At 67.8% G+C, this 24,401-nt stretch carries 22 protein-coding genes; 12 read left to right on the top strand and 10 right to left on the bottom strand.

The genetic code is table 11. The features are described from left to right. The first annotated feature begins 40 nt into the window (after positions 1-40). A complete protein-coding gene (locus SPHPHY_RS0117365; protein ID WP_231370451.1) occupies positions 41-835 on the top strand; it encodes a ThuA domain-containing protein in 795 nt (264 codons plus the stop codon). Positions 836-1,372: 537 nt separating this feature from the next. Here SPHPHY_RS0117365 and rpoZ read toward each other — a convergent pair. Further along, positions 1,373-1,717 carry a DNA-directed RNA polymerase subunit omega gene (gene rpoZ, locus SPHPHY_RS0117360; protein ID WP_022687961.1) on the bottom strand — a complete coding sequence of 115 codons (345 nt, stop codon included), beginning with the start codon at positions 1,715-1,717 and terminating at the stop codon, positions 1,373-1,375. Positions 1,718-1,832: 115 nt separating this feature from the next. Between rpoZ and SPHPHY_RS0117355 the strand changes: the two genes are divergently transcribed. Continuing rightward, complete coding sequence (locus SPHPHY_RS0117355; protein WP_022687960.1) at positions 1,833-3,002, top strand: phospholipase D-like domain-containing protein; 1,170 nt, start codon at positions 1,833-1,835, stop codon at positions 3,000-3,002. Positions 3,003-3,453: 451 nt separating this feature from the next. Here SPHPHY_RS0117355 and SPHPHY_RS0117350 read toward each other — a convergent pair whose 3' ends face one another. After that, complete coding sequence (locus SPHPHY_RS0117350; protein ID WP_028057078.1) at positions 3,454-5,268, bottom strand: ABCB family ABC transporter ATP-binding protein/permease; 1,815 nt, start codon at positions 5,266-5,268, stop codon at positions 3,454-3,456. A gap of 113 nt (positions 5,269-5,381) precedes the next feature. Here SPHPHY_RS0117350 and SPHPHY_RS0117345 point away from each other — a divergent pair, with 113 nt between their 5' ends. After that, positions 5,382-5,612, top strand: coding sequence for a hypothetical protein (locus SPHPHY_RS0117345; protein ID WP_022687958.1), 231 nt, complete (start codon positions 5,382-5,384; stop codon positions 5,610-5,612). Positions 5,613-5,618: 6 nt separating this feature from the next. Here SPHPHY_RS0117345 and ubiG read toward each other — a convergent pair whose 3' ends face one another. After that, complete coding sequence (gene ubiG, locus SPHPHY_RS0117340) at positions 5,619-6,380, bottom strand: bifunctional 2-polyprenyl-6-hydroxyphenol methylase/3-demethylubiquinol 3-O-methyltransferase UbiG (RefSeq protein ID WP_022687957.1); 762 nt, start codon at positions 6,378-6,380, stop codon at positions 5,619-5,621. Positions 6,381-6,431: 51 nt separating this feature from the next. Between ubiG and SPHPHY_RS0117335 the strand changes: the two genes are divergently transcribed. Then, entirely contained in the window at positions 6,432-7,703 is a 1,272-nt protein-coding gene (locus SPHPHY_RS0117335) for an aspartate kinase (RefSeq protein WP_022687956.1), read from the top strand. A 36-nt stretch (positions 7,704-7,739) separates the two neighbouring features. Here SPHPHY_RS0117335 and SPHPHY_RS0117330 read toward each other — a convergent pair whose 3' ends face one another. Together SPHPHY_RS0117330 and SPHPHY_RS0117325 are read right to left on the bottom strand one after the other, a co-directional pair. Continuing rightward, positions 7,740-8,750, bottom strand: coding sequence for a glycosyltransferase family 2 protein (locus tag SPHPHY_RS0117330; protein WP_022687955.1), 1,011 nt, complete (start codon positions 8,748-8,750; stop codon positions 7,740-7,742). Between the two features lie 22 nt (positions 8,751-8,772). Then, positions 8,773-9,762 carry a M48 family metalloprotease gene (locus tag SPHPHY_RS0117325; protein ID WP_022687954.1) on the bottom strand — a complete coding sequence of 330 codons (990 nt, stop codon included), beginning with the start codon at positions 9,760-9,762 and terminating at the stop codon, positions 8,773-8,775. A 488-nt stretch (positions 9,763-10,250) separates the two neighbouring features. Here SPHPHY_RS0117325 and SPHPHY_RS0117320 point away from each other — a divergent pair, with 488 nt between their 5' ends. Beyond that, complete coding sequence (locus SPHPHY_RS0117320) at positions 10,251-12,074, top strand: methyl-accepting chemotaxis protein (RefSeq protein WP_022687953.1); 1,824 nt, start codon at positions 10,251-10,253, stop codon at positions 12,072-12,074. A gap of 311 nt (positions 12,075-12,385) precedes the next feature. Here the strand turns inward: SPHPHY_RS0117320 and SPHPHY_RS0117315 are convergent, their stop codons facing one another. Then, positions 12,386-14,506 carry a RelA/SpoT family protein gene (locus SPHPHY_RS0117315; RefSeq protein ID WP_022687952.1) on the bottom strand — a complete coding sequence of 707 codons (2,121 nt, stop codon included), beginning with the start codon at positions 14,504-14,506 and terminating at the stop codon, positions 12,386-12,388. A 136-nt stretch (positions 14,507-14,642) separates the two neighbouring features. Beyond that, positions 14,643-15,851 (bottom strand): LL-diaminopimelate aminotransferase, encoded by a 1,209-nt coding sequence (locus SPHPHY_RS0117310; protein ID WP_022687951.1) that lies wholly within the window; start codon positions 15,849-15,851, stop codon positions 14,643-14,645. Between the two features lie 193 nt (positions 15,852-16,044). Here SPHPHY_RS0117310 and SPHPHY_RS0117305 point away from each other — a divergent pair, with 193 nt between their 5' ends. The 5 genes from SPHPHY_RS0117305 (at position 16,045) to SPHPHY_RS0117285 (ending at position 20,761) form a co-directional block, all read left to right on the top strand. Continuing rightward, on the top strand, positions 16,045-17,667 hold the full coding sequence (locus SPHPHY_RS0117305; RefSeq protein ID WP_081645453.1) for a PHA/PHB synthase family protein: 1,623 nt from the start codon (positions 16,045-16,047) through the stop codon (positions 17,665-17,667). Between the two features lie 83 nt (positions 17,668-17,750). Further along, positions 17,751-18,575: a phasin family protein gene (locus tag SPHPHY_RS22590; RefSeq protein ID WP_022687949.1), complete on the top strand. Its 825-nt coding sequence runs from the start codon at positions 17,751-17,753 to the stop codon at positions 18,573-18,575. Positions 18,576-18,705: 130 nt separating this feature from the next. Next, positions 18,706-19,038: an ATP-dependent Clp protease adapter ClpS gene (gene clpS / locus SPHPHY_RS0117295; RefSeq protein WP_022687948.1), complete on the top strand. Its 333-nt coding sequence runs from the start codon at positions 18,706-18,708 to the stop codon at positions 19,036-19,038. Between the two features lie 224 nt (positions 19,039-19,262). Continuing rightward, positions 19,263-20,150, top strand: coding sequence for a dienelactone hydrolase family protein (locus SPHPHY_RS0117290; protein ID WP_022687947.1), 888 nt, complete (start codon positions 19,263-19,265; stop codon positions 20,148-20,150). After that, positions 20,147-20,761: a glutathione S-transferase family protein gene (locus tag SPHPHY_RS0117285; RefSeq protein ID WP_022687946.1), complete on the top strand. Its 615-nt coding sequence runs from the start codon at positions 20,147-20,149 to the stop codon at positions 20,759-20,761. Before SPHPHY_RS0117290 ends, SPHPHY_RS0117285 begins: the two co-directional genes overlap by 4 nt. Here the strand turns inward: SPHPHY_RS0117285 and SPHPHY_RS0117280 are convergent. Beyond that, a complete protein-coding gene (locus SPHPHY_RS0117280; RefSeq protein WP_028057073.1) occupies positions 20,752-21,075 on the bottom strand; it encodes a hypothetical protein in 324 nt (107 codons plus the stop codon). The genes SPHPHY_RS0117285 and SPHPHY_RS0117280 overlap by 10 nt on opposite strands. A gap of 128 nt (positions 21,076-21,203) precedes the next feature. Continuing rightward, positions 21,204-21,644 carry a MarR family winged helix-turn-helix transcriptional regulator gene (locus SPHPHY_RS0117275; protein ID WP_022687944.1) on the bottom strand — a complete coding sequence of 147 codons (441 nt, stop codon included), beginning with the start codon at positions 21,642-21,644 and terminating at the stop codon, positions 21,204-21,206. A 116-nt stretch (positions 21,645-21,760) separates the two neighbouring features. Here SPHPHY_RS0117275 and SPHPHY_RS0117270 point away from each other — a divergent pair, with 116 nt between their 5' ends. Together SPHPHY_RS0117270 and ruvA are read left to right on the top strand one after the other, a co-directional pair. After that, positions 21,761-22,186 (top strand): organic hydroperoxide resistance protein, encoded by a 426-nt coding sequence (locus SPHPHY_RS0117270; RefSeq protein WP_022687943.1) that lies wholly within the window; start codon positions 21,761-21,763, stop codon positions 22,184-22,186. Between the two features lie 89 nt (positions 22,187-22,275). Then, the gene (gene ruvA / locus SPHPHY_RS0117265) at positions 22,276-22,872 is read left to right on the top strand and encodes a Holliday junction branch migration protein RuvA (protein WP_022687942.1); all 597 of its coding nucleotides are present in this window, start codon (positions 22,276-22,278) and stop codon (positions 22,870-22,872) included. Between the two features lie 99 nt (positions 22,873-22,971). Here ruvA and SPHPHY_RS0117260 read toward each other — a convergent pair whose 3' ends face one another. Continuing rightward, complete coding sequence (locus SPHPHY_RS0117260) at positions 22,972-24,372, bottom strand: DEAD/DEAH box helicase (protein ID WP_022687941.1); 1,401 nt, start codon at positions 24,370-24,372, stop codon at positions 22,972-22,974. Positions 24,373-24,401 lie beyond the last annotated feature (29 nt).

Genomic DNA, 24,401 nt, shown 5'->3' with positions numbered 1-24,401 from the left:
TGGCGCATTCACTCGCTAGGATGTTCCTGGGAGACGGATGATGCTGAAAACATTGGCGATGATTGCGATGCTGGCGGTGGCGCAGGCGCCGGGTGATCCGCACCTCCCGGCCAAGGTAATGGATCGCGACGCGCCGACGCTGCCGGCCGGGCTGAAGGGCGCGGTGCTGATCGTCTCCAAGACCAACGGCTGGCGGCATTTCGAGCACATCCCGCATTCGAACGTGGTGCTCGGCGAGATCGCGGGCACGCTCGGGCGCAAGAGCTTCACGACCGAAAACGCGGCGGTCTTCAACGATCGCGACCTGCGCCACTTTGCGGTCGTCGTGCTCAACAGCGCCAGCGGTGCGTTCATGACGTCCGGGCAGCAGGCCGCGCTGGAGCGCTTCGTCGCGCGCGGCGGCGGCGTGGCGGCGCTGCACGCGGCGGGCGACGACAGCCACAAGGAGCCGTGGTACGACGCCACGATCATCGGCACGACCTTCATCGGGCATCCCGGCGGCGACGATCATATCCAGTCGGCCAAGGTCGTCGTAGCGCAGCCGCAGCACCCCGTCATGGCCGGCGTGCCGCGCGAATGGATGCTGCGCGACGAATGGTATTCGTTCTCAGGCAATCCCGCGGCGCGCGGCATGACGGTGCTCGCGCAGGTCGACGAGGCGAGCTACCGACCCGGCGCGAAACTGGCGATGGGCGCGGCCCACCCGGTGATGTGGGTGAATTCGCACGCGAAGGGCCGGGTATTCTATTCGGCGCTCGGCCACGAGCCGGAGGCGTATGACGACCCCAACGTGCACCGCGTGTTGACCAACGCGATCCGCTGGGCCGCGCGGTAAGGCGCAGCGATCGGCAGACGGAGGCGCTCCCGCTCCGCGCTCGTGTCGCGAATGCAGGGCTGTTCGCCGATGAAGATGATCCACCCGTCGGGGCGCACCGCGCCCGCACGATCGGGCAGGTGCGAGCAGAGCGAAGCAATCCAGCGTTCCGCGCGACCCCCCCGGATTGTTTCGCTGCGCTCGCAACGACGGCGCTTGCGGGGACGCTGGCTGAATGTCGATGGCCTTGGGGCCACCCGTGTCGAGGCATGTGCCGCAAGCGGCGGGCTTTGGGCGCGACCGTCGATGCGTTGTGAGCGAACGGCGTGTCGCGCCGGCGTCGCGCACGGTCGTCATGGCGAACGCAGTGAAGCAATCCAGAGCCGGACCAGGCCGCCGTGGATCGCTTGGCTATGCCCGCGCCGACGAGCGTTGCCGGCCTCGCGCCGCCCCACGCGTGACCAGTCGCCACCGGAGCCACCGCACGGCACGCCGAACGGAAAAGGGCCGGCCGCTCCATCGAGCGACCGGCCCTTTCCATATCAACGAACCATCGGATCAGCCGTCGTAGTCGGCGCCAAGGTTCTGGTTGCGCGGCGGAGCGACGGCGGTGAGGCGCAGCGCCTCGGCCGACGCGGCCAGGCTGCCGATCGCGTCCGCCTCTTCCTCGTCGTCGATCTGCACGCGCTGCAGGCTTTGCACCACCGATTCGTGCAGGTCCTTGGGACGCACGGTCTCCTCGGCGATCTCGCGCAGCGCGACGACCGGGTTCTTGTCACGATCGCGATCGATCGTCAGTTCGGCACCGCCCGATACCTGCCGCGCGCGCTGTGCAGCGAGCAGGACCAGATCGAAACGGTTCGGGATCTTGTCGACGCAATCCTCGACAGTGACGCGCGCCATCCGCGTATCCTCTAAACGGTAAACTGGGAAGCTCGGTCAGGTAGACGTCGGGCCGCCATCCGTCAAGGAAAGGCTGCGCTTGCCCGCTCCGCCCGCACGCGCCATCTCCGCGATCATGGACGCCACGCCGCAACCCACGTTCACCGTCGATGGCAACCGGCTGACGTTGCTCGATACCGGGCCGCGGCGGCTGGAGGCGCTGCTGGCGCTGATCGATGGCGCCCAGCGCTCGCTGCGGATCCTCTATTACATCTACGCCGACGACGACACGGGGCGGCGCGTCAACGCCGCGCTGGAACGCGCGGCGCGCCGCGGCGTCGCCGTGGCGCTTGTCGTCGACGGGTTCGGCAGCGAGGATGCGGAGGACACGTTCTTCGCGCCGCTGCGCGACGCGGGGGCGGCGGTGTGCCGCTTCTCGCCACGCGTCGGGCGACGCTACCTGCTCCGCAACCACCAGAAACTGGCGCTCGCCGATGCCGAGAGCGACGCACCGCAGATCATCATCGGCGGCTTCAACATCGAGGACGATTATTTCGGTACACCGAAGCAGCAGGCATGGCGCGACCTCGGCTTGCTGGTCGAGGGGGCGGCGGCGGCGCGGATGGCGGGCTATTTCGACGCGCTGCAGCAGGGCATTCGCGACGGTGGGCAGGTGCGGCGGCTCAACAAGGCGCTGGCGACGTGGAGCGAGCGCGAGGGGCGGCTGCGGTGGCTGATCGGCGGCCCGACGCGCCACCTGTCGCCATGGGCGCGCGCGATCCGCGCCGACATGCGCCACGCACGCCGCATCGACATCATCGCCGGCTATTTCACGCCGAGCCCGACAGTGCTGCGCCGTCTCGACCGTGCCGGCAAGCGCGCCGCCGATGTGCGCGTCGTCACGGCCTCGCGTTCCGACAACAACGTCACGGTCGCCGCATCGCGCTTCACCTACGCCGGGCTGTTGCGCAAGGGTGTGCGCATCTGGGAATATGCCGCCACGAAGCTGCACACCAAGCTGTACGTCGTCGATGACGCGACGTGGATCGGCAGCGCCAATTTCGACATGCGCAGCCTGTTCATCAATCTCGAATTGATGCTGCGGATCGAGGATGCGGCGTTCGCGGCGCATGTCCGCGGTTACGTCGACGGCGAGATCGCGCAGTCGAACGAGGTGACGGTCGAGGGATATCGGGAAGCGACGGGCTGGTGGCAGCGCGGCAAGCAGTTCGTGGCCTATCTGCTCACCGCCGTGGCCGATCCGGCGATCTCGCGCGGGCTGAACTGGGGCATCGACGAGGAATAAGGGCGCGCGCGGTGCGCGGTTCGCGTGGGTCGATCCGTCATCGTGTGCGTAGCGAGGCGATCCGGAGGCGGACCGCGTCCGTCCTGGATCGATGCGCTGCGCTCGTCAGGACGGACCTGATCCTAATGGCGATCGACAGCTCACCTGCACGCGCCGTCATCGCGGACGTAGCGGAGCAAGCCGGGGCGTCGCGCGGAACGCTGGATTGCTTCCTACGTCCGCAATGGCGAGGAGAGGGAGGAAATCTGTGCGAGCCCGGTGTGCGCGATGGATCGTCTTCATTCGCGAGCAGTCCGGCACCCGCAAAGCGCTGGTGTGATCCCGCCCGGGTACGTCACGCGGTCTGCGTCGGTGCGACGGCAGCGTTTCCTGCGTGGATGAGTTGTCCCGGCTCGCACGTGAGCGGCGCAGGGAAAGGGGGTGCGGCCGCACCCGCGCGATCCTCCATCCCTCACTCCACCGCCAGTGCTTCTTCCTGCTCCTGCGCCTGCCGCGCCCACATTTCCGCATAAAGCCCGCCCGCTGCCAGCAACGCGGCGTGCGATCCACGTTCCACGACGCGCCCGGCCTCCAGCACGACGATCTGGTCGGCGTGGACGATCGTCGACAGTCGGTGCGCGATGACGATCGTCGTGCGGCCGCGCTCGATCGCTTCCAGCGTCTCCATGATCTCGGCCTCGGTCCGGCTGTCGAGCGCGCTGGTCGCCTCGTCGAGGATCAGGATCGGCGGGTTCTTCAGCAGCGTGCGTGCGATCGCCACGCGCTGTTTCTCGCCACCCGACAGCTTCAAGCCGCGCTCGCCGACGCGTGTCGCATAGCCGTCCGGCTGGCGCTCGATGAAGCCGGCGATCGCCGCGCCGCGTGCCGCCTGTTCGATCGCGGCCTCGTCCGCGCCCGCGCGGCCGTACGCGATGTTGTAACCGATCGTGTCGTTGAACAGCACCGTGTCTTGCGGGACGATCCCGATCGCGGCCCGCAACGACGCCTGCTCGACCCGCGCAATGTCCTGTCCGTCGATGGTGATCCGGCCGCTGTCGACGTCGTAGAAGCGGTACATCAACCGCGCGAGCGTCGACTTGCCGGCCCCCGAGGGGCCGACCACCGCGCAGGTCGTTCCCGCCGGCACGTCGATGTCGACGCCCTTCAGGATCGTCATGCCCTTGTCGTAGCCGAAAACGACATTCTCGAAGCGCACCGCGCCGTTCGCGACCAGCAGCGGCGGGGCGCCGGGTGCGTCGACCACCTCGGAAGGCGTGTCGATCAGGTCGAACATCGCGCCCATGTCGATCGCCCCCTGCCGGATCGTGCGATAGACCATGCCGAGCAGGTCGAGCGGCCGGAACAGCTGCGACAACAGCGTCGACACCAGCACCACCTCGCCGGCGGTGAAGCGCCCCTGGCTCCAGCCCCACGCCACCCACGCCATACCGCCGGCGAGCATCGCGTTGGTGATCGCGGCCTGCCCGATGTTCAGCCACGCCAGGCTGTTCTCGCTGACCACCGCCGCGTCGGCATAGGCGCGCATCGCGCGATCGTAGCGCTGCGCCTCGCGCTCCTCGGCGCCGAAGTATTTGACGGTCTCGAAGTTCAGCAGCGAATCGACGGCGTGCGCGACCGCGCCGGTGTCGAGATCGTTCATCCGCTCACGCAGCGACGACCGCCAGTCGGTTACCAGCCGCGTGAACCAGATGTAGAGCACCACCATCGCGAGCGTGCCGACGACCAGCTGCCAGCCGAACTTCACCCAGAAGATGCCGAGCACCAGCGCCAGCTCCAGCACCGTCGGCGCGATGTTGAACAACAGGAAGTACAGCATCGTGTCGATGCTCTTCGTGCCCCGCTCGACCACCTTGGTGACCGCGCCGGTGCGACGCTCCAGATGGAAGCGCAGCGACAGCTGATGCAGATGACGGAAAACGCGCGCCGCCAGTCGCCGTGTCGCTTCCTGTCCGACACGTTCGAACACCGTGTTGCGCAAATTGTCGAACAACGTGGAACCGAACCGCGCCGCAGCGTAACCGGCGACCAGCAAAAGCACGAGCGAGAGCGGCGTCGTCGGGACCGCCATGCCGTCGACTGCGCCCTGCAACGCGAACGGAGCGCCGTAGACCTGCACCAGCTTCGACAGCACCACCAGCACCATCGCGCCGGTGACACGCAGCTTCATGCCCGGCGCGTCCGCCGGCCAAAGGTCGGGCAGGAAACGGCGCAGCGTCGGCAACAACGGGCGCTCGACGGCGGATTTGGTCGATGTGTCGGGGGGCATGGATAACGCGGATGTCGTGCGTCGCGCCGGACACGTCAACCGCCCCGGTTCGAGACCGGGTGGGCGCGGAACGACGCGGGCAAGCGATCGTTCTATAGCCACAGGAGCTTGATATGGAAGCGGCTTTCTTCATCATGGCGATCATGGGGTGCGGCGACGCCTCGACGGCGTGCGCGACCGCGCGAGTCGAGCCGGCGCATTATGCCACCGTGCAGCAATGCCAGGCGGCGATGCCGGCTGCGCTCGCGCGCAACACCGACATCGATTATCCGGTCGTCAGCGCGGCGTGTCAGCGCAACGGCGTGCAGATGGTCGAACGCGCAACCGGGCGCACGCGCGGCTGACCGTGCTCAATCGGCTCGTATTGCCGTCACGAAATAATCCAACGCCGTCGACGCGCCGAGCGCGAACCCGTTCGGCGTCACCGACAGCCCGGTGACATCACGTACCTCGAAGCCGTTGGCGACGATCGTCGCCGACAATTCCTCCGGCGTCAGGAACTTGTCCCAATCGTGCGTCCCGCGTGGGATCTGCCCCAGCCGTTCCGCACCCTCGACAAGCGCGACCCGTGACAGCCACGTGCGGTTCGGCGTGCTCATCACCAGCATCCCACCGGGGGCCACCCCCTCCGCCAGCCCCGCGACGAAGCCGTTCGGATCGGCGACATGCTCGATCACCTCCATCGAGCAGACGAGATCGAACGTCTCCCCCGCCACCGCCTCGACACCGCCGGCCCGATAGTCGATCGACAGCCCGCCGCTCCCGGCATGGACGCGCGCGACCGCTATGCTCTCCGCCGCCGCATCCACGCCGGTTACCTGTGCTCCCATCCGCGCCAGCGGCTCCGCGAGCAATCCCGCGCCGCAACCCATGTCGAGCGCGCTTTTCCCCGCCAGCGGCGTGAAGCTACGGTCGTCCAGGTCCCAGTGCCGGTCGATCGCCGCACGCAGGTAACGCAGCCGCACCGGGTTCAGCCGGTGCAGCATCGCCGACGTACCCCTCGGGTCCCACCATTCCGCCGCCAGCTTGCCGAAATGCGCCGCCTCGCTCGCGACCACCGAGGCGTGCGGCGCGGCAGGGATGGTTGCGGTTGTTACGCTTGCGTCGTCCATGCACGCTTCCTATCAGGACGCCCCTCTCATCCCAAGGCGTTTGGATAAGCATTGGCGCGCATCGTCATGAAGTTCGGCGGTACCTCGATGGCCGGGATCGAGCGGATTCGCTCGGTGGCGGCGCGAGTTAAACGCGAAGCTGCCGCAGGCAACCAGGTGGCGGTGGTCGTCTCCGCGATGGCGGGCGAGACCGATCGGCTGGTCGGCTTCTGCCGCGAAGCCTCGCCGCTCTACGATCCGCGTGAATATGACGTGGTGGTCGCGGCGGGCGAGCAGGTGACCAGCGGGCTGCTCGCCATCGCGTTGCAGGCGATCGGGGTACCGGCTAGATCGTGGCTGGGCTGGCAACTGCCGATCCACACCGACGACGCCTTCGCCAAGGCGCGGATCGGCACGATCGACACCGTCGCGCTCGACGCCAGCCTGTCGGCGGGTGAGGTGGCGGTGATCGCCGGCTTTCAGGGCGTGTCCGCGAACGGCCGGATCACGACGCTGGGGCGCGGGGGATCGGATACCTCGGCGGTGGCGGTGGCCGCGGCGATGCAGGCCGACCGCTGCGACATCTACACCGACGTCGACGGCGTCTACACCACCGATCCGCGGATCGTGCCGCGGGCGCGCAAGCTCGCCAAGGTAACCTATGAGGAGATGCTGGAACTCGCCAGCGTCGGCGCCAAGGTGCTCCAGACCCGTTCGGTCGGGCTGGCGATGAAGGAGAAGGTCCGCGTCCAGGTGCTGTCGTCGTTCACCGGCGACGATGCTCCGATGGCGGACACATTGCCCGGCACGATGATCGTGGGCGAAGAGGAGATTGAAGACGTGGAACGCCAGCTCATCACCGGGATCGCGCACGACAAGAACGAGGCGAAGATCACGCTGACCAGCGTGCCCGACAAGCCCGGCTCGGTCGCCAGCATCTTCGAGCCGCTGGCGGCGGCCAACATCAACGTCGACATGATCATCCAGAACATCGCGCACCGCAGCTCCGGCAGCAACAGCGCGACCGACGTTACCTTCACGGTGCCGGCCGCCGACCTGCCGAGGTCGATCGAGGCGCTGAACCAGGCGCGCGAGACGATCGGGTTCGGCGAGCTGATCCACGATACGCGCGTCGCGAAGATCAGCGTCGTCGGGGTGGGGATGCGCAGTCACGCCGGCGTCGCCAGCACGATGTTCACGACGCTCGGCGCCCGCGGCATCAACATCCAGGCGATTTCGACCAGCGAAATAAAGGTGTCGGTGCTGATCCACGAGGACGAGACCGAGCTGGCGGTACGTGTGCTGCACACCTCCTACGGGCTGGACGCAGACGAGGCGGCGTAACCGCCGCGGCGCTTTCCCGCGCCGCGGGGGAGCGCCTCACGGCTGGCCGGCCACCTGCTCGTCGGGAATCCGCGTCCGTTCCGCCTGGAAGCCCAGCGTCGCGCGGCCGTGCGCGGTGCCCGCGATATCCGCCACCAGATAGAGCGGGCGGCGCTTGGCCTCGATATACAGCCGACCCAGATATTCGCCGATCATGCCCAGCACGAACATCTGGATCGACGACAGCACGACCACGACCAGCATCGTCGAGGTCCAGCCCTGCACGCGGTCGCTGACGAAATAGCCGTAGGCGATGTAGAACAGCAGCAGCAGCGAGCACCCCGCCAACACCACCGACAGATGGCTCGCCCAGCGCAGCGGCGCGGTGGAGAAGCCAGTCACCGCATCGAGCGCCAGCCTGACCATCTTGCCGAGCGGGTAGTTGGTCTCCCCCGCATGGCGCTCGGCCCGGTCGTACGGAAACGGCACCTGGCGGAAGCCGACCCACGCCACCATGCCCCTGATGAAGCGCGCCTGTTCGGGCAGCGCCAGGAAGGCGTCCAGCGCGCGTCGCGTCATCAGCCGGAAATCGCCGGTGTCGAGCGGGATCGGCGTGTCGGTGACGCGATCGAGCACGCGATAGAAGGCCGCTGCGGTCGCCTTCTTGAAGAACGTCTCGCCTTCGCGCTTGCGGCGTACGGCATAGACCACGTCCGCCTGCTCGCGCGCCATCATCAACCGCATGTCGGCGAGCAGCTCGGGCGGATCCTGCAGGTCGGCGTCGATGATCAGGATCTGCTCGCCCGCGCACAGGTCCAGCCCGGCGGTCAGCGCCAGCTGGTGGCCATGATTGCGCGACAGATTGACCGCCACCACGCGTGGGTCCTGTGCGGCGAGCCGCTGCATCGCCGCCCAGCTTTCGTCGCGCGATCCGTCGTTGATGAGCAGGATCTCATGATCGTCGCCCACCGACGCGCGCGCCGCGGCGGAGACCCGGGCGTGGAGCACCGGCAGCGTGGCCTCTTCGTTGTAACAAGGGATGACGACCGATAGCGCGGGACGATGCATGGTAGGCGCATCTAGCCCACGGTCATCCGTCCGTCACGACCTTTACCAACCGGCCGGGGGTAAGCTGTGCATCCTCCTCTATCGCATTCAGCGTCATGAAGCGGTCGCGCTGGAGCGTCGTGTAGGCCATCCGCCGCGCGAGCGTATCGATCGTGTCGCCTTGCTTGACCGTGACGATGCGGATGCGCTTGCCGGAGCCCTTCGCATCATAGGCGAGCCCGTCGAGCCGGCGCAGAAAATCGACGTCCTGTGGCGGATCGGTCAGCGGGCGCCCGGTCGCCTTGGCGAGCGCGGCGGCGCGGCGCACGCGCTCTGCGCTGTTGGGATGTGTCGATGCCCAGCCCGGCATCTGCTGCCCGCCGCGTCCCGCCACTTCTGCCTGTAGCTCGCTCTGCGCTTCGAGCTGCGCGAGCATGTCGGCGGCGGCGTACGGATCGTAGCCGGCGGCGGTGATGTACTTCACGCCCAACCCGTCGGCGGCATACTCCTGATCGCGGCCGTATTTCAGCACGACGAGTTGCGCGCCGGTCCGCGCGGCGGTGCCGACCAGCTGGCCCGCGGCGCTGTTGCCCGCAGCAGCGCCGACCACCGCCGCCAGCACGCCGCCGATCGTCGCGCGCTGGTTGCGCGAGGCGGAATGGCGTGCGGCGACATGGCCGACCTCGTGCCCCATCACCGACGCCAGCTCCGCCTCGCTGTTCATCAGCGCCAGCAACTGGCGGGTGACGTAGATATAGCCGCCGGGAATTGCGAAGGCGTTCTCGATCGGCGAATCGAGCAGCGCGACGGTGAAGTCGCCCTGCGCGTTCGACAGGCCGGACTGGACCGCCACGCGCTTGCCGACCCGCTCGACGTAAGCAGCCTGTGCTCCGGTATATTTTCCCCCGAATTGCGATAGTAACTGCGGATTGGCCTGCGCCCCCGTCGCCTTGTCGCTGGCGGAGATCGACTGCGCCGCGGCCGGCATTGCGGTGGTGAGCGCCGCAGCAAGCAGCACGGATCGTAGCATCATCAATTCTCCCGTGGGTCCATGAATGCGGGACGGGGCCGCAGGTTTCAACCGTGCCGTATCGCCGCCCGCTGCTGCGCAATGTCCGGTGGCATGGCAGGCGAATGTTGTGAATGTTGAGACGCTGGCGCATTTCGCCGCTGCGTGAATGTTGCGAATGTTGAGATGGTCGCGCGTTTGCGTCGTGGTGCGTACGGGCGTGATCGGGACGACAAGGGCGCATATCGCCGGATCATAACGCATGAGCGCTGTCGTAGGACATCGCTTGCGCGCCGCCGGCGGCGATCGGGCGGCGTGGAATGCCGCCCTTGCGGGCTATCGGCCGGTATGTGGTGCGGAGTTTGACCGTTCGCGGTGTGACCCGCGCATCGGGCAGCGGCCGGGCCGGTGGGTGCGGACCAGCAAAACACGGCGCGGATTACAGCCTCTTAACCGGATTTTCGGCCTTTTGCGGGCACGGCGGCCCGACGACAATACCCGGGGACCGCCTGATGTTTGCTTCCATGCCGATCGGCAAGAAGATCGCCGCCGCCTTCTGCGCGGTGATCCTCGCCGTGCTCGTCATGATGACCGTGCTGTGGACGATCCTGGCGCGGATCGAGGCGACGAGCGCCGTCAGCGGCCGCGGGCAGGAGGTGCTGGCGCAGACGATGCAGATCGAGATCGGCATCCTGCGGCAGAACAGCCAGATGCGCGGTTTCCTGGTGACCGGCGACGAAAGCTACCTGAAGCAATATCGCGAAGGGCAGGAGCAGGGGGAAACCGCCGCCGCCAAACTGCGCACCTTGCTCGCCGACATGCCCGATGGACGTGCCAAGGTGGAGGACTCGCTCGCCCGCGCCGCCGATTGGCGCCGCGAGGTCGGCGACCCGCTGATCGCGAAGGCGCGTGTCGACCGGCTCGGCGCGCAGGAGGCGCTGCGCTCGGTTGCCAAGAAGGTGACGATGATCCCGGTCCTCGCTCCACTCCGTGCACTGCGCGATGAGGAGACGGCACGCGGCGAGGCGGCGAGCGCGGCGCGGGTTGCGGCGCTGACCACCGGAAAGCTCGCACTGCTGCTGGGCGGGCTGGTGATGTGCGGTGTCGCGATCGCGGTGTCGATGCTGCTCGCCCGCGCCCTCGCGCGTCCGATCGTGCAGCTTACCGGCGTCATGGACACGCTGGCCAAGGGTGACCACCGGCTGACCGTGCCCGACACCGATCGTGGCGACGAACTGGGCAGCATGTCGCGCGCGGTGCTGGTGTTCCGTGACGCGGCGACCGCCAAGGCGCAGGCGGATGCCGAGCAGCAGCAGGTGATGGCAGAGGTCGGTACCGCCTTGGCGAAGCTCGCCGATTCGGATCTGCGCGTGACGTTGAGCGGCTTCCCGCCTTCATATGCGGCGCTGGAGCGCGACTTCAACATTGCGGTCGGCCGGCTGGCCGCCGCGCTCGGCACGGTGCGCGGTAGCGCGGGCGGGATCGCGACGAGTACCGCCGAAATGCATGCCGCCACCGACGATCTCGCGCAGCGTGCCGAACAGCAGGCCGCCAGCCTGGCGGAGAGCGCAGCGGCGGTGACCGAAATCGCAAGCTCGGTACGTGGCACGGCCGATCAGGCGAAGGCGGCGATCGGCGTCGTCGATCGCGCCACCGCCGACGTGCGCCACAGCGAGGAGATCGTGCGCCGCACGATGACCGCGATCAGCGACATCGAGCGCTCGTCGAACGAGATCGCGGAGATCATCGCGCTGATCGATGGACTGTCGTTCCAGACCAACCTGCTCGCGCTCAACGCCGGCGTCGAGGCGGCGCGGGCGGGCGACGCGGGGAAGGGATTTGCCGTGGTCGCCAGCGAAGTGCGCGCGCTGGCCGAACGCTCGGCCGACGCGGCGCGCGACATCAATGCGCGGATCACCAACACCGTGCAGCGCGTGCGCAGCGGTGTGGAGCTGGCGCAGGAGACCGACGCCTCGCTGCGCGCCATCACCACCGGGATCAGCGAGATTGCGCGCTTCGTCAGCGCGATTGCGGAAAGTGCGGGGTCGCAGGCGGCGAGCATCGGGCAGGTCAATGTCGCGATCGGCGAGATGGACAGCGCGACGCAGGCGAATGCCGCGATGGTCGAGGAAGTGACCGCCGCGTGCCGCCTGCTCACGACCGAGACGGTGACGCTGGAGGGGCAGGTGAACCGCTTCCGCGTGGATGTGATCGAGCGCCCCGCGCCCGCGCCGAAGCGGCCGATGCCAGCGCGTGCCGCGCCGCGGGCGGTGCCGGCGGTGCGCGGTAATCTTGCGCTCAAGGTGGAGCCGGATGACGACTGGGCGGCCTTCTAGCGCCGATCGACACTCCGCCGGTTTTCCTGGCAGCCCGTTGTTGCGAGCATGGCTAAACAAGCCAGGGCGTCGCGCGGAACGCTGGATTGCTTCGCTACGGTCGCAGTGACGGATGGAGCGAGCGATCCTGTCCGGTCGTGGCAGCGCCTCTCGCCTGAACAGCTCGACAATCTTCATCGGCGAGCAGTCCGGCACCCGTGCAGCGCCGAATGTTGATCCAGCCTACGGCAGGGTCACCGCGAGTTGATGAAGGATGTGCGTACGAGCCGCACGAAGCCGCTCGAACGGAAGCGTGCTGTCGCCGTTCGCCGTCAGACCCGCTCTGCCGCATTCACCGCGTCGGCGGCGCGCAGCGCGGCGAGCAGGCGCATCAGCTGGTGCGCATCGTGCACCTCCACGTCGATGACGTTGGTGTGGAACTGCGTGTCGCGGTTGTCGAGGCGCAGGTTGATGATGTTCGCCTTGTGCTGTCCGATGATCGTCGCCAGCATCCCCAGCGCACCGGGCTGGTTGCGGACCTCGACCGAGATGCGTGCGGTCGCGCCCTCGGTGGCATGGCCCCATTGCACGTCGATCCAGTCGGTCTCGTCCTCACCGCGCTCGGCCAGGTCGGCGAGCACGCGGCAGTCGATCGCATGGACCTCGATCGAGGCGTCGGGCCGGCGCAGTCCGACGATGCGATCGCCGGGCACCGGGTGGCAGCATTCGGCCAGCTCGTAGGCGACGCCGGGTGCCAGTCCCTCAATCGAGATCGCGCTGGATTGCGGCGGCGCGTGCGCGACGTCGGCGCCGGCCGAGCCGGGCATCAGCGCCTCCATCACCTGCCCGTCGGTGAGGGTCCGGCGCGCGATCGCCTGGAGCAACGCAGGCTCGTCGGGCAGCTTCAGCCGCTTGAGCGCCTCGTCGATCGCATGGTCGGCAAGCGTCGCGGGCAGCCGCTGGACGATGTCGTCGTACAGCTTGCGTCCCAGCGCGATCGTCTGTTCGCGTTCCTCGTTGCGCAGATGGCGGCGGATCGCGGCGAGCGCCTTGGCGGTGATCGCGACCTTCAGCCACGCGGGCTGCGGCACCTGCGCCTTCGAACGCAGCACCTGCACCTGATCGCCATTCTCCAGCACCGTCGAAAGCGGCACGACGCGGCCGTTGACCTTCGCACCGACCGCCTGATCGCCCAGATCGGTGTGGACCGCATAGGCGAAGTCGATCGGCGTCGCACCCTTGGGCAGCTGGATCAGCTCGCCCTTGGGCGTGAACGCGAAGATGCGATCCTGGTACATCGCGATGCGCGTGTGCTCGAGCAATTCCTCGGGGGTCGCCGCGGTATCGAGGATCTCGACCAGGTCGGCGATCCAGTCCTGCTGCGAATCCGGGCGCACCGGCGCGGTGGCGCCCTGCGATTGCTTGTAGGCCCAGTGCGCGGCCAGCCCGAACTCCGCCTCGGCATGCATGTCGGGGGTGCGAATCTGGATCTCGATGCGGCGGTTCTCGGCGTGGATCACGCTGGTGTGCAGCGAGCGGTAGCCGTTGCGCTTCGGCGTCGAGATATAATCCTTGAACCGCCCCGGCACCGCCGGCCAGCGCCGGTGGATGTGCCCGAGTGTGCGGTAGCAATCCTCGATCGTCGGCACGATCGCGCGGAACGCCATGATGTCCGACAGCTGCTCGAAGCTGATGTGGCGCTCCTGCATCTTGCGCCAGATCGAATACGGATGCTTCTCGCGTCCCGACACCTGCGTCTCGATGCCCGCGCGGCCGAGCAGCAGCTTCAGCCCCGAGCCGATCTTGGCGATCCGATCGCCGCCCGATCCTTCCTTCAGCTGTTCCAGCCGCTTGGTGATCGACTCATAGGCCTCGGGTTCGAGTTGCGCGAAGGCGAGCGTCTGCATCTCCTTCATGAACTCGTACATGCCGATCCGCTCGGCGAGCGGGGCGTAGATGTCCATCGTCTCCCTGGCGATGCGGCGGCGCTTCTCCGGCTTGGGGATGAAGTGCAGCGTCCGCATGTTGTGGAGCCGGTCGGCGAGCTTCACCAGCAGGACGCGGATGTCGCCGGACATCGCCATCAGGAACTTGCGGAGGTTCTCCGCGGCGCGCTCGTTCTCGGTCTGCGCCTCGATCTTGCTCAGCTTCGTGACGCCGTCGACCAGCCGCGCGATGTTCGCGCCGAAGATGCGCTCGATCTCCTCCGAGGTGGCGACGGTATCCTCGACGGTGTCGTGGAGGATCGCGGTGGCGATCGTCTCGTCGTCGAGGTGGAGTTCGGTCAGGATCCCCGCCACCTCGATCGGATGGCTGAAATACGGATCGCCGTTCGCACGCTTCTGCGTCCCGTGTGCGTTGACGGAAAAGACGTAGGCACGGTTGAGCATCGCCTCGTCGGCGTCGGGATCGTAGTCAAGGACCCGGTCGATCAGTTCGTACTGTCTCAGCACGGGACCACGATGGGGCCGGTCATGGCCGCATTGCAACAATGGTTTGCAGAAAAATGCAGCCGGCGGGTCGACGATCGCGAACGTCGGCGTGGAATCCGGTGTCCACCGCCCCGGTCACGCCGGGGCGATGGACCGGTCACCCGGCGATCTTGCCGGGCGTGTTGACGCCCATGCTCTGTAGATAGCGCTTCACGTTGCGCGCCGCCTGGCGAAGCCGCTGCTCGTTCTCGACCATCGCGATCCGCACGAACCCCTCGCCGTTCTCGCCATAGCCGACGCCCGGCGCCACTGCGACTTTCGCATGCGTCAGCAACTGCTTGGAGAATTCGAGCGAGCCGAGATGCCGCAGCGCGGGGGGCAGCGGCGCCCAGGCGAACATGCTGGCCGGCGGGGCGGGGATGTCCCAGCCGGCGCGGCCGAAGCTCTCGACCAGTACGTCGCGGCGCTTGTGATACAGCTGGCGATTCTTCTCGACGATGTCCTGCGGGCCGTTGAGCGCGGCGCATGCGGCGGCCTGCACCGGCGTGAACGCGCCGTAATCGAGGTACGACTTCACGCGCGTCATCGCAGCGATCAGCTTGCGGTTGCCGACCGCGAAGCCGATTCGCCACCCGGCCATCGAATAGGTCTTGGACAGGCTGGTGAATTCGATCGCGACGTCCTTGGCGCCGGGCACCTGCAGGATCGAGACCGTCGGCTTGCCGTCGAAATACAGTTCCGAATAGGCGAGGTCGGACAGGACCCAGACCTGGTTCTCGCGCGCCCATGCCACCAGCCGCTCGTAGAAGGCGAGGTCGACAGTCTCGGCGGTCGGGTTCGACGGGTAGTTCACGACCAGCACGCTGGGGCGCGGGATGGTGAATTCCATCGCGCGTTGCAGGCTCTCGAAATAATGCTCGTCGGGCGTGGTCGGCACCGCGCGGATCGTTGCGCCCGCGATGATGAAGCCAAACGTGTGGATCGGGTAGCTCGGGTTCGGCGCCAGCACGACGTCGCCCGGCGCGGTGATCGCGGTGGCGAGGCTGGCCAGCCCCTCCTTCGAGCCCATCGTCACGACGACCTCCGTCTCGGGATCGATGTCGACGCCGAAGCGGCGGCCGTAGTAATTGGCCTGCGCACGCCGGAGACCGGGGATGCCGCGCGATTGCGAATAGCCGTGCGCGTCGGGCTTCTGCGCGACCTCCACCAGCTTGGCGATGACGTGCTCGGGCGGCGGCAGGTCGGGGTTGCCCATGCCCAGATCGATGATGTCCTCGCCACCCGCGCGCGCCTGCGCCCGCATCGCATTGACCTCGGCGATGACATAGGGCGGCAGGCGCTTCATGCGGTAGAATTCGTCGGACACGGGACCATACTCCTTTGCGCGTCCGGCTATACGCGCAATCGAGCGCGCGATCACACCCCGCGCAACAAAAAGCCGTAGCGCCGACTTCGCGCCGCAACGTGATTACGTTAGCATGGCAGTGAGAGGATAAAGCGTGACCGAGCAGAAGCCAGCGACTCCCGACCTTGCCGATCTGCAACACTGGACGTGGTTGATGGGCCGCGCGCAGCAAATGATGCTCGAGGCCGGGCTGCCACTCGCTCCGCCGCAGACCATCGCCGAACAGGCGCGGGATTTCTGGACCGATTACCTCGACATGTGGCAGCGCTTCACGACGCCGCCCGCCGCCGAAGCGGAGCGTCCGAAGGAGAAGGACCGCCGCTTCGCCAACCCGGCGTGGCGCGCCAACCCGGCGTTCGACTGGATGCGGCAGAGCTATGCGCTGATCGCCGACCATATGCTGCGCGGCGTCGACACGCTGGAGGGCGTCGACGAGAAGACGCGCGCGCAATTGCGCTTCACCACCGCCGGCTTCGTCGATGCGATGAGCCCTTCGAACTTCGCGGTCACCAACCCGGAGGTGATCGAGAAGACGATCGAGACGCGCGGGCAGAACCTGCTGACCGGGCTCACCAACATGCTGTCGGACATGGGGCGCGGACAGCTGACCCACACCGACGGCGGCGCGTTCGAGGTCGGGCGCAACCTGGCGGCGACGCCGGGGCAGGTGATCAAACGCACGCCGCTTTACGAGCTGATCCAATATGCACCGACAACGGAGTCGGTGCTGGCGACGCCGCTGGTGATCTTCCCGCCGTGGATCAACCGTTTCTACATCCTCGACCTCACCCCGGAAAAGAGCTTTATCCGCTGGGCGACGGAGCAGGGCATCACCGTCTTCATGGTATCGTGGAAGTCGGCCGACGCCGCGATGGCCGACGTGATCTGGGATGATTACGTCGCGGCGCAGGTGGATGCGATCGACACGGTGCGCGACGTGCTGGACGTGCCGGCGGTGCACACGGTCGGCTATTGCGTTGCGGGCACCACGCTCGCCGCCACGCTGGCGTTGCTTGCGGCCAAGGGCGTGGCAGACCGGGTGGCCAGCGCGACCTTCCTGACCGCGCAGGTCGACTTCAGCCGCGCAGGCGAATTGCTGCATTTCGTCGATGACGAGCAACTGAAGATGATCGGGACGCTGAGCCCGCAGGGCTATCTGGACGGACGCTATCTGGCGCTGACCTTCAACCTGCTGCGCGGCCGCGATCTGATCTGGAATTACGTCACCAACAACTATCTGCTCGGCAAGGATTATGTGCCGTTCGACCTGCTCCACTGGAACAGCGACGTCACCAACCTGCCGGCGAAATGGCACCTGTCGTACCTGACCGATCTCTATCGCGACAACCTGTTGGTGCAGCCGGGCGCGATGACCGTCGCCGGGGTTCCGCTCGACCTGACCCGCGTCGAGACCCCGGCCTATGTACAGGCGGGGCGCGAGGATCATATCGCGCCGGCCGAAAGCGTGTGGAAGATGACGCATCATCTGCGCGGGCCGCTGCGCTTCGTGCTGGCGGGGTCGGGGCATATCGCCGGCGTGGTGAATCCGCCGGCGGCAAACAAATACCAGCACTGGATCAATGACGCACCCGCGGCGACGCTGGACGACTTCGTGGCCGGCGCGCGCGAAGTAAAGGGAAGTTGGTGGAACGACTGGGCGGCATGGCTGCGCGCGTTGAACCCGGAAACGGCGGCGACGACGGGCGCGCGGGTGCCCGGGCAAGGCACGCTCCGGGCACTCGAGCCAGCACCCGGCGCCTACGTCCGCGCGCGGTGAGGGCTTGCTGCACCGCACAATAAGCTTGCCCTGAAAGTAAAAAATCACTATTGTGCACCGCAGCATCAACGGAGCGGGCACAGATGGTGGACGAAACCGGCAAGGGCGAGGAAAAGAAGGCGATGTCGTCGACCAGGGGTCGTCCGCGCGCCGCGATGAAGCCTGCACCAGCCAAGCCTGCACCAGCCAAGGCGGTAGCAGGCAGCCCGGTACTTCCGGCAGAGCCCGCCATCCCGGCAGTCCTCGCAAAGCCTGCGCCCGGTGAACCGGCGCCCGCTGTTGCTGAGGCGTCCGCTCCCGTTCCGGAAGCCGCGACGCCGAAGCCGGACGCGGTCAGCGCGCCGCAGCACGCATCGATGGTCTTGGCACCATCCGCCGAGACCGCCGCGGCGCCCGCCGCCGCGACCACTTTCGAACCCGCCGCTCCGGTGGCCTCTTTTGAAAAGAAGGAAACGAAGATGAACGAGACCGTCACGTCGTTCGCCGAAAAGGCGCAGGAGCAGACCAAGACCGCGTTCGCGAACGTCGGCGAGCAGACCCGCGGCGCCGTCGAGAAGACCCGCAAGGTCGCCGAGGACATGGCCGAGTTCGGCAAGGGCAACGTCGAGGCGCTGGTCGAATCGACCCGCATCGCCGCGCAGGCGTTCGAGACGATGGGGCAGGACGCCGCTACCTTCGCGCGCACCCAGTATGAGAGCACCGCGCAGATGATCCAGTCGCTGGCGTCGGTGAAGTCGCCGAACGAGCTGATGCAGATCCAGGCGGAATACGTCCGCACGGCGTTCGACGCGCTGGTCAAGGAAGCCTCGCGCTCGACCGAAGCCACGCTGAAGCTGGCCGGCGACGTCGCCAAGCCGCTGCAGAACCGTCTGGCGACCGCCGCCGACAAGTTCCGCCCTGCGGCCTGATCGTTCGCGATCATCGGTAAAGGGGGCGGCCGCGGCGACGCGGCCGCCCTTTTTGCGCAACGGCGGGGCTTGCCCTTGCCGCCGGTGGTGCCATATTCGCGCAGTGTCCATGCAGCAGCAGATTGTCCCGATGGCCGCGGGCCGTAGCGACGATGCCGACGGTGACGGCACCGGCGTCGGCGTCGCTACGCGCACGCGTACCCGCACCAAGAAACCGACGCCGTATCGCGTCCTCATGCTCAACGACGACTACACGCCGATGGAGTTCGTCGTGTTGTGCCTGCAACGCTTCTTCCGAATGAACATGGAGGAGGCGACGCAGGTGATGCTCCACGTCCATCAGAAGGGCGTCGGGGTATGCGGCGTGTTCAGCTACGAAGTGGCGGAAACGAAGGTCAGCCAGGTGATGGACTTCGCCCGGCAGAACCAGCACCCGCTGCAATGCACGCTGGAGAAGGCATAGCGTTACGCCGGTGCCGTCGCGACGGCAGGGCGTGTAAGCGGTTCGTGCGTTGGACCAACCGCTGCGCTCGCGCCGATCCCGGTGGGTGATCCGGCCTGACGCGACGGCGATCGGCTGCTGCCTTCGCAGCGGCAGCGTCCGCTCCCGCCGCACCGGCCTTCCGCCCGTCATCCCTTCCCGTTAGGCTCGCGGCCTAAACCCCGCGAATCGTGGAGAGAGACGCCATGGATCCCAGCCTGCGCGACCGGGCGATCGGCCTGTACGACGCCTTCACCCACGAACATCGTGATCGCCGCACGCTGCTGCGCCAGATGACGGCGCTCGCCGGATCGGCCGCTGCGGCCGAAGCGCTGATCATCGGCATCGCCGCCTCGCCGGCCGCCGCGGCGCTGACCGATGTGGCCGATCCGCGGCTGGTGACGCGCAAGGGCGGCTATGCGATCGGTGGCGGCGCGCAGATGACGGGCTATTTCGCCGCCCCCCGCAATCCCGGTGGCCCGATCGGCGCGGTGATGGTGATCCACGAGAACCGCGGGCTGCAACCGCATATCGAGGATATCGCGCGCCGGATCGCGCTGGCCGGCTTCTTTGCGGTGGCGCCCGACTTCCTCTCCGCGCAGGGCGGCACGCCTGCCGACGAGAACCGCGCCCGCGACCTGATCGGCACGGCGGACATGAACGCGGTGCTGGCCGGTGCGGTGGCGACGATCGGGCGGCTCGGCAAGCTCTCCCACGGCACCGGCAAGGTGGGGACGGTCGGCTTTTGCTGGGGCGGCGCGCTGGTGAGCCGCGTCGCACTGGCGGCCGGGCCGGGGCTTGCCGCCGCGGTCAGCTATTACGGGCCGGCGCCCGATCCTGCCGAGGCCCCGAAATTGTCCGTGCCGCTGATGCTGCATTATGCCGGCAAGGACGCGCGCGTCGCGCAGACCGGCGTCCCGTGGGTGGCGGCATTGAAGGCGGCGGGCAAGCCGGTCGAGGCCTTCGATTATCCCGGCGTGGATCACGCCTTCAACAACGATACCTCGGCCGAGCGGCACGACAAGGCCGCCGCCGATCTCGCATGGGGGCGGACGATCGGCTTCTTCCACACCCATCTGGACGCACGCGCATGACGCTTACCTTCTTCACCAACCCGATGTCGCGCGGGCGGATCGTGCGCTGGATGCTGGAGGAGGTCGGCGAGCCGTATGAGGCGGTGCTGGTCGACTGGACCGACAAGCCCAGCGCGCTGACCGACGTCAATCCGCTCGGCAAGGTGCCGACGATCGTGCACGACGGGGCGGTGGTCAGCGAGGCGGCGGCGATTTGCGCCTATCTGGCCGGGGCATTCCCCGCCGCCGGGCTGGCGCCGCGCCCGGAGGAGCGCGCGCCGTACCTGCGCTGGATGTTCTTCACCGCCGGCCCGCTGGAGGCGGCGATGGTCGACAAGGTGCTGGGCGTCACCGTTCCCCCCGACAAGCAGGGGATGGTCGGCTACGCCAGCTTCGCGCGCGCGGTCGACACGCTGGAGCGCGCGATCGAGGCGCACGACTATATCGCCGGGGATCGCTTCACCGCCGCCGACGTCTACGTCGGCAGCGCGGTCGCCTGGTTCACCCAGTTCGGCCTGCTGGAAAAGCGCGAGACGTTCATGCGTTATCTCGACCGGCTGCAACAACGCCCGGCGTGGCAGCGCGCCGTCGCGATCGACGACGCGCTGCTGGCGGAGGCGGCTCAGCGGTGACGGCGGTCCTGCCGATCGACGCGGACGCGCGCGCTCAGTGCATCGAAGCGGCGGTTGAGGTCCTGACGCTCGCGGCCCGAGAGCCCGTCGCTGCGGCGGTAGCGATCCTCCAGGCGGGCGATCTCGCGATATTGCGTGCGCAACTGCATTGCTTCGCGGCGCGATAGCTGGCCGCTGCGGATGCCGCGCTCGATGCGCTGCTCCAGCCGGTCCTGCCGGGCGTTGATCGACTGCCACGGTGCGGCGCTGGCGACGACGGGGACGGTGACGCCGGCAAGGCCGAGCCCGGCGACGATCAGGTGAAAACGGTTCATCATACGCTCCTTTGCACAAGCGCCGCGGCAGCGGCGGCACCGATCAGGAGATAGCGCGCGCCTGTCGCAACACCGTCCCGCGGCTGCGACGAATCTGTGTCATTCTGTCGCGCAAGCGGGCGGTTCGTTCAGGAAGGCAGCGTTTCGGCGAGTGCGGCGCGCAGTGCAGACACCTGGCGGTTGAGCGCGTCGATCTGCGCCAGCGACATGCCGCTGCGCGCGACCAGCGTCTCGCCGAGGCAACCGCATTGTTCGCGCAGCGTCCGTCCGCTGTCGGTGAGCGTCACGCGCACCTGTCGCTCGTCGCGGGGATCGCGCTGCCGCGTGACGTGCCCTGCGGCCTCGAGGCGCTTGACCAGCGGGGTCACGGTGCTCGACTCCAGGGCGAGCCGCTCGGCGATCGCCCCGACCGTGCGCGCGTCCTCCTCCCACAAGGCGTGGAGCACGAGATATTGCGGGTAGGTGATGCCGAGCGCGTCGAGCATCGGCTTGTAGGCGCGGCCTACCGCCATGCTCGCGGCATAGAGAGCGAAGCAAAGCTGGTCGTCGAGCGCGCGAGCGGAAGCCATGACATGTCGTTACCACAGCGATAGTTATCGCGACACATTTTTCGCTGGACGGCAGGCTTCACACCACCTATACCGATATCGCGATATGGATTATCGCGATACCAAGGGAATTCATCATGGCCGTAGACGTGAAGTACAGCACCACTGCCTCGGCCACCGGCGGCCGCGACGGCCACGCACGCAGCGATGACGGCCGCGTCGACGTCGCGCTGTCCACGCCGAAGGAACTCGGCGGCGCCGGCGGCGAGGGGAGCAATCCCGAGCAGTTGTTCGCGGCCGGTTACTCGGCGTGCTTCATCGGTGCGCTGAAGGTCGCCGGGCAGCAGTTGAAGGTGAAGGTACCCGCCGACGTGAAGGTCACCGCGACCGTCGGAATCGGCCCGCGTTCCGAAGGCGGCTTCGGGATCACCGCCGACCTGCTCGTCGACCTTCCGGGCGTCGACAAGGACGCCGCGCAGAAGCTGGTCGATGCCGCGCACCAGATCTGTCCGTATTCGAACGCGACGCGCGGCAATGTCGATGTCGGTCTGACGCTGGCCTGATCCGATGTGGGGCGGGCCGACCGGCTCGCCCCCGCCGGCGTGATCGGCGTGCGTGACGCGCCGCGCGCATTGCTTTACCGCCCCGGCCCATGATCGCGCATCTCAAGGGCATCCTCACCTCGACCGGCATCGACCATGCGGTGATCGACGTGCACGGCGTCGGCTATCTGGTCGGCGCGTCGGCGCGCACGCTGGCCGCGATCGGTCCGGTCGGCGAGGGCGCGACGCTGTTCACGGAGATGCTGGTCGCGGAGGAGTTCATCCGCCTGGTCGGCTTCGCAAGCGCTGCCGAGCGGGACTGGTTCCGGCTGCTGACCGGGGTGCAGGGCGTCGGCGCACGCGTGGCGCTGGCGATCCTCTCGGCGCTGGAGCCCGCCGATATCAGCCGCGCGGTGATGGCGCAGGATAAGGCGACCGTCGCTCGCGCCAACGGCGTCGGGCCGAAGTTGGCCGAGCGGATCGTCCGCGAACTGAAGGACAAGGTCGGTGGCGTCGCGCTCGGTCCGGCGGCGGCGGCGCAGGTGGTGCCGGTCGGCGCGGGGGCCGACGCGGTGTCGGCGTTGCTCAACCTGGGCTTCCGCCCGGCCGAGGCCGCGAGCGCGGTCGCGCAGGCGGAAGAGGAATTGGGCGAGGCTGCGTCGCTGGACGCGCTGGTGCGGCTCGCGCTGCGCAAGGCGTCCAAATAGCCGAAACGTCATTGCGAGCGCAGCGAGACAATCGCTGCGTTAGCAATGACGGACGGGTAGAAGGGAGCCGTTTCCCGCCCCCTGTCTACCCGGCCGCGCTTACTGTGCCGCCGTGGCGCCACCGCGGCCACGACCGCCGCCGCCGCCGCCGCCACCGCCGCGTCCGCCACGGCTGCGACGGGCACCGCCGCCACCGGCACTGGCGTTCGCATAATTGCGGCCGCCCTGCGCCGAACCCGGCGTCGCACGCGGAGCGTGGCTCGCCTTGGGGCGGGCCGGGCCGCGCTGCCCGCGCGGACGTTCCTCACGCGGGGCGGGATCGGCACCGATCGTCTTCACGCGCTGCGCCTTCAGTTGCTCGGCCTGGTGAAGGAAGTCCTCGGGCAGCTCGCTGACCGGGATCTTCTGCCGCGTCACCTTCTCGATGTCCTTGAGGTACGGACGCTCCTCGTCCGCGCAGAAGGCGATTGCTTCGCCGCTGCGGCCGGCGCGCGCGGTGCGACCGATACGGTGCACGTATTGCTCGGCGACGTTCGGCAGTTCGAAGTTGAAGACGTGGCTGACGCCCGACACGTCGATGCCGCGTGCGGCGATGTCCGTGGCGACCAGGATCGGCACTTCACCGGACTTGAACAGCCCCAGTGCCCGCTCGCGCTGTGGCTGGCTCTTATTGCCGTGGATCGCATTGGCGGCGACGCCGTTGCCGGCCAGTAGCTTCACGACGCGATCGGCGCCGTGCTTGGTGCGGGTGAACACCAGTGCGCGATCGACCGGCATGTCGCGCAACAGGATCGTCAGCAGCGCCTGCTTTTCGGACTGATTGCAGAAGATCACCGACTGATCGACGCGCTCCGCGGTGGTCGCTGCGGGCTTGATCGAGACGGTGGCCGGATCGATGAGGAATTGCGACGCCAGATCGCGAATCGCGACCGGCATCGTCGCCGAGAAGAACAACGTCTGGCGCTTGCGCGGCACCATTCGCACGATCTTCTTGAGCGCGTGGATGAAGCCGAGGTCGAGCATCTGGTCGGCCTCGTCCAGCACCAGGATCTCGATCATGGACAGGTTGATGTAACCCTGCTCGACGCAATCGATCAGCCGGCCCGGCGTGGCGACGAGGATGTCGACGCCGCGGCTCATGTCGGCACGGTTCTTGTTGATGCTGGTCCCGCCGAACACGGTCGCGACCGACATCCGGGAGAACTGACCGTAGCCGCGCGCCGACTCGGCGATCTGGCTGGCCAGTTCGCGGGTCGGGGCGAGCACCAGCATCCGGCAGTGCGTCGGCAATACCTTCTTGCCGGCATCGTTCAGGCGCTGGATCGACGGCAGCACGAATGCCGCGGTCTTGCCGGTGCCGGTCTGCGCAATGCCGAGCAGGTCGCGGCCCTCCAGCAACGTCGGGATCGAGTCGCGCTGGATCGGCGTAGGCTCGGTATAACCCTTGGCTTCAAGGGCGCGGACGAGCGGCTCAGCGAGGCCGAGATGAGCGAAAGACATGAAAACTATCCTGTACAGGCGCGACCCGC

This window comes from Sphingomonas phyllosphaerae 5.2 (genome assembly GCF_000419605.1).
Lineage (GTDB): Bacteria > Pseudomonadota > Alphaproteobacteria > Sphingomonadales > Sphingomonadaceae > Sphingomonas > Sphingomonas phyllosphaerae_B.
Note: the sequence above shows the minus strand (reverse complement) of the source record. Positions and strands in the feature narration are given on the sequence as shown.

Bases quoted from the DNA above. Each gene is read 5' to 3' on its own strand.
- SPHPHY_RS22590 (WP_022687949.1), top strand. From the start codon at position 17,751: ATGGTGGACGAAACCGGCAAGGGCGAGGAAAAGAAGGCGATGTCGTCG.
- SPHPHY_RS0117345 (WP_022687958.1), top strand. From the start codon at position 5,382: ATGGAAGCGGCTTTCTTCATCATGGCGATCATGGGGTGCGGCGACGCC.
- SPHPHY_RS0117280 (WP_028057073.1), bottom strand. From the start codon at position 21,075: ATGAACCGTTTTCACCTGATCGTCGCCGGGCTCGGCCTTGCCGGCGTC.
- SPHPHY_RS0117305 (WP_081645453.1), top strand. From the start codon at position 16,045: ATGGGCCGCGCGCAGCAAATGATGCTCGAGGCCGGGCTGCCACTCGCT.
- ubiG (WP_022687957.1), bottom strand. From the start codon at position 6,380: ATGGACGACGCAAGCGTAACAACCGCAACCATCCCTGCCGCGCCGCAC.
- rpoZ (WP_022687961.1), bottom strand. From the start codon at position 1,717: ATGGCGCGCGTCACTGTCGAGGATTGCGTCGACAAGATCCCGAACCGT.
- SPHPHY_RS0117275 (WP_022687944.1), bottom strand. From the start codon at position 21,644: ATGGCTTCCGCTCGCGCGCTCGACGACCAGCTTTGCTTCGCTCTCTAT.
- SPHPHY_RS0117350 (WP_028057078.1), bottom strand. From the start codon at position 5,268: ATGCCCCCCGACACATCGACCAAATCCGCCGTCGAGCGCCCGTTGTTG.
- SPHPHY_RS0117330 (WP_022687955.1), bottom strand. From the start codon at position 8,750: ATGCATCGTCCCGCGCTATCGGTCGTCATCCCTTGTTACAACGAAGAG.
- clpS (WP_022687948.1), top strand. From the start codon at position 18,706: ATGGCCGCGGGCCGTAGCGACGATGCCGACGGTGACGGCACCGGCGTC.
- SPHPHY_RS0117285 (WP_022687946.1), top strand. From the start codon at position 20,147: ATGACGCTTACCTTCTTCACCAACCCGATGTCGCGCGGGCGGATCGTG.
- SPHPHY_RS0117260 (WP_022687941.1), bottom strand. From the start codon at position 24,372: ATGTCTTTCGCTCATCTCGGCCTCGCTGAGCCGCTCGTCCGCGCCCTT.
- SPHPHY_RS0117355 (WP_022687960.1), top strand. From the start codon at position 1,833: ATGGACGCCACGCCGCAACCCACGTTCACCGTCGATGGCAACCGGCTG.
- SPHPHY_RS0117365 (WP_231370451.1), top strand. From the start codon at position 41: ATGCTGAAAACATTGGCGATGATTGCGATGCTGGCGGTGGCGCAGGCG.
- SPHPHY_RS0117290 (WP_022687947.1), top strand. From the start codon at position 19,263: ATGGATCCCAGCCTGCGCGACCGGGCGATCGGCCTGTACGACGCCTTC.
- SPHPHY_RS0117270 (WP_022687943.1), top strand. From the start codon at position 21,761: ATGGCCGTAGACGTGAAGTACAGCACCACTGCCTCGGCCACCGGCGGC.
- ruvA (WP_022687942.1), top strand. From the start codon at position 22,276: ATGATCGCGCATCTCAAGGGCATCCTCACCTCGACCGGCATCGACCAT.
- SPHPHY_RS0117320 (WP_022687953.1), top strand. From the start codon at position 10,251: ATGTTTGCTTCCATGCCGATCGGCAAGAAGATCGCCGCCGCCTTCTGC.
- SPHPHY_RS0117325 (WP_022687954.1), bottom strand. From the start codon at position 9,762: ATGATGCTACGATCCGTGCTGCTTGCTGCGGCGCTCACCACCGCAATG.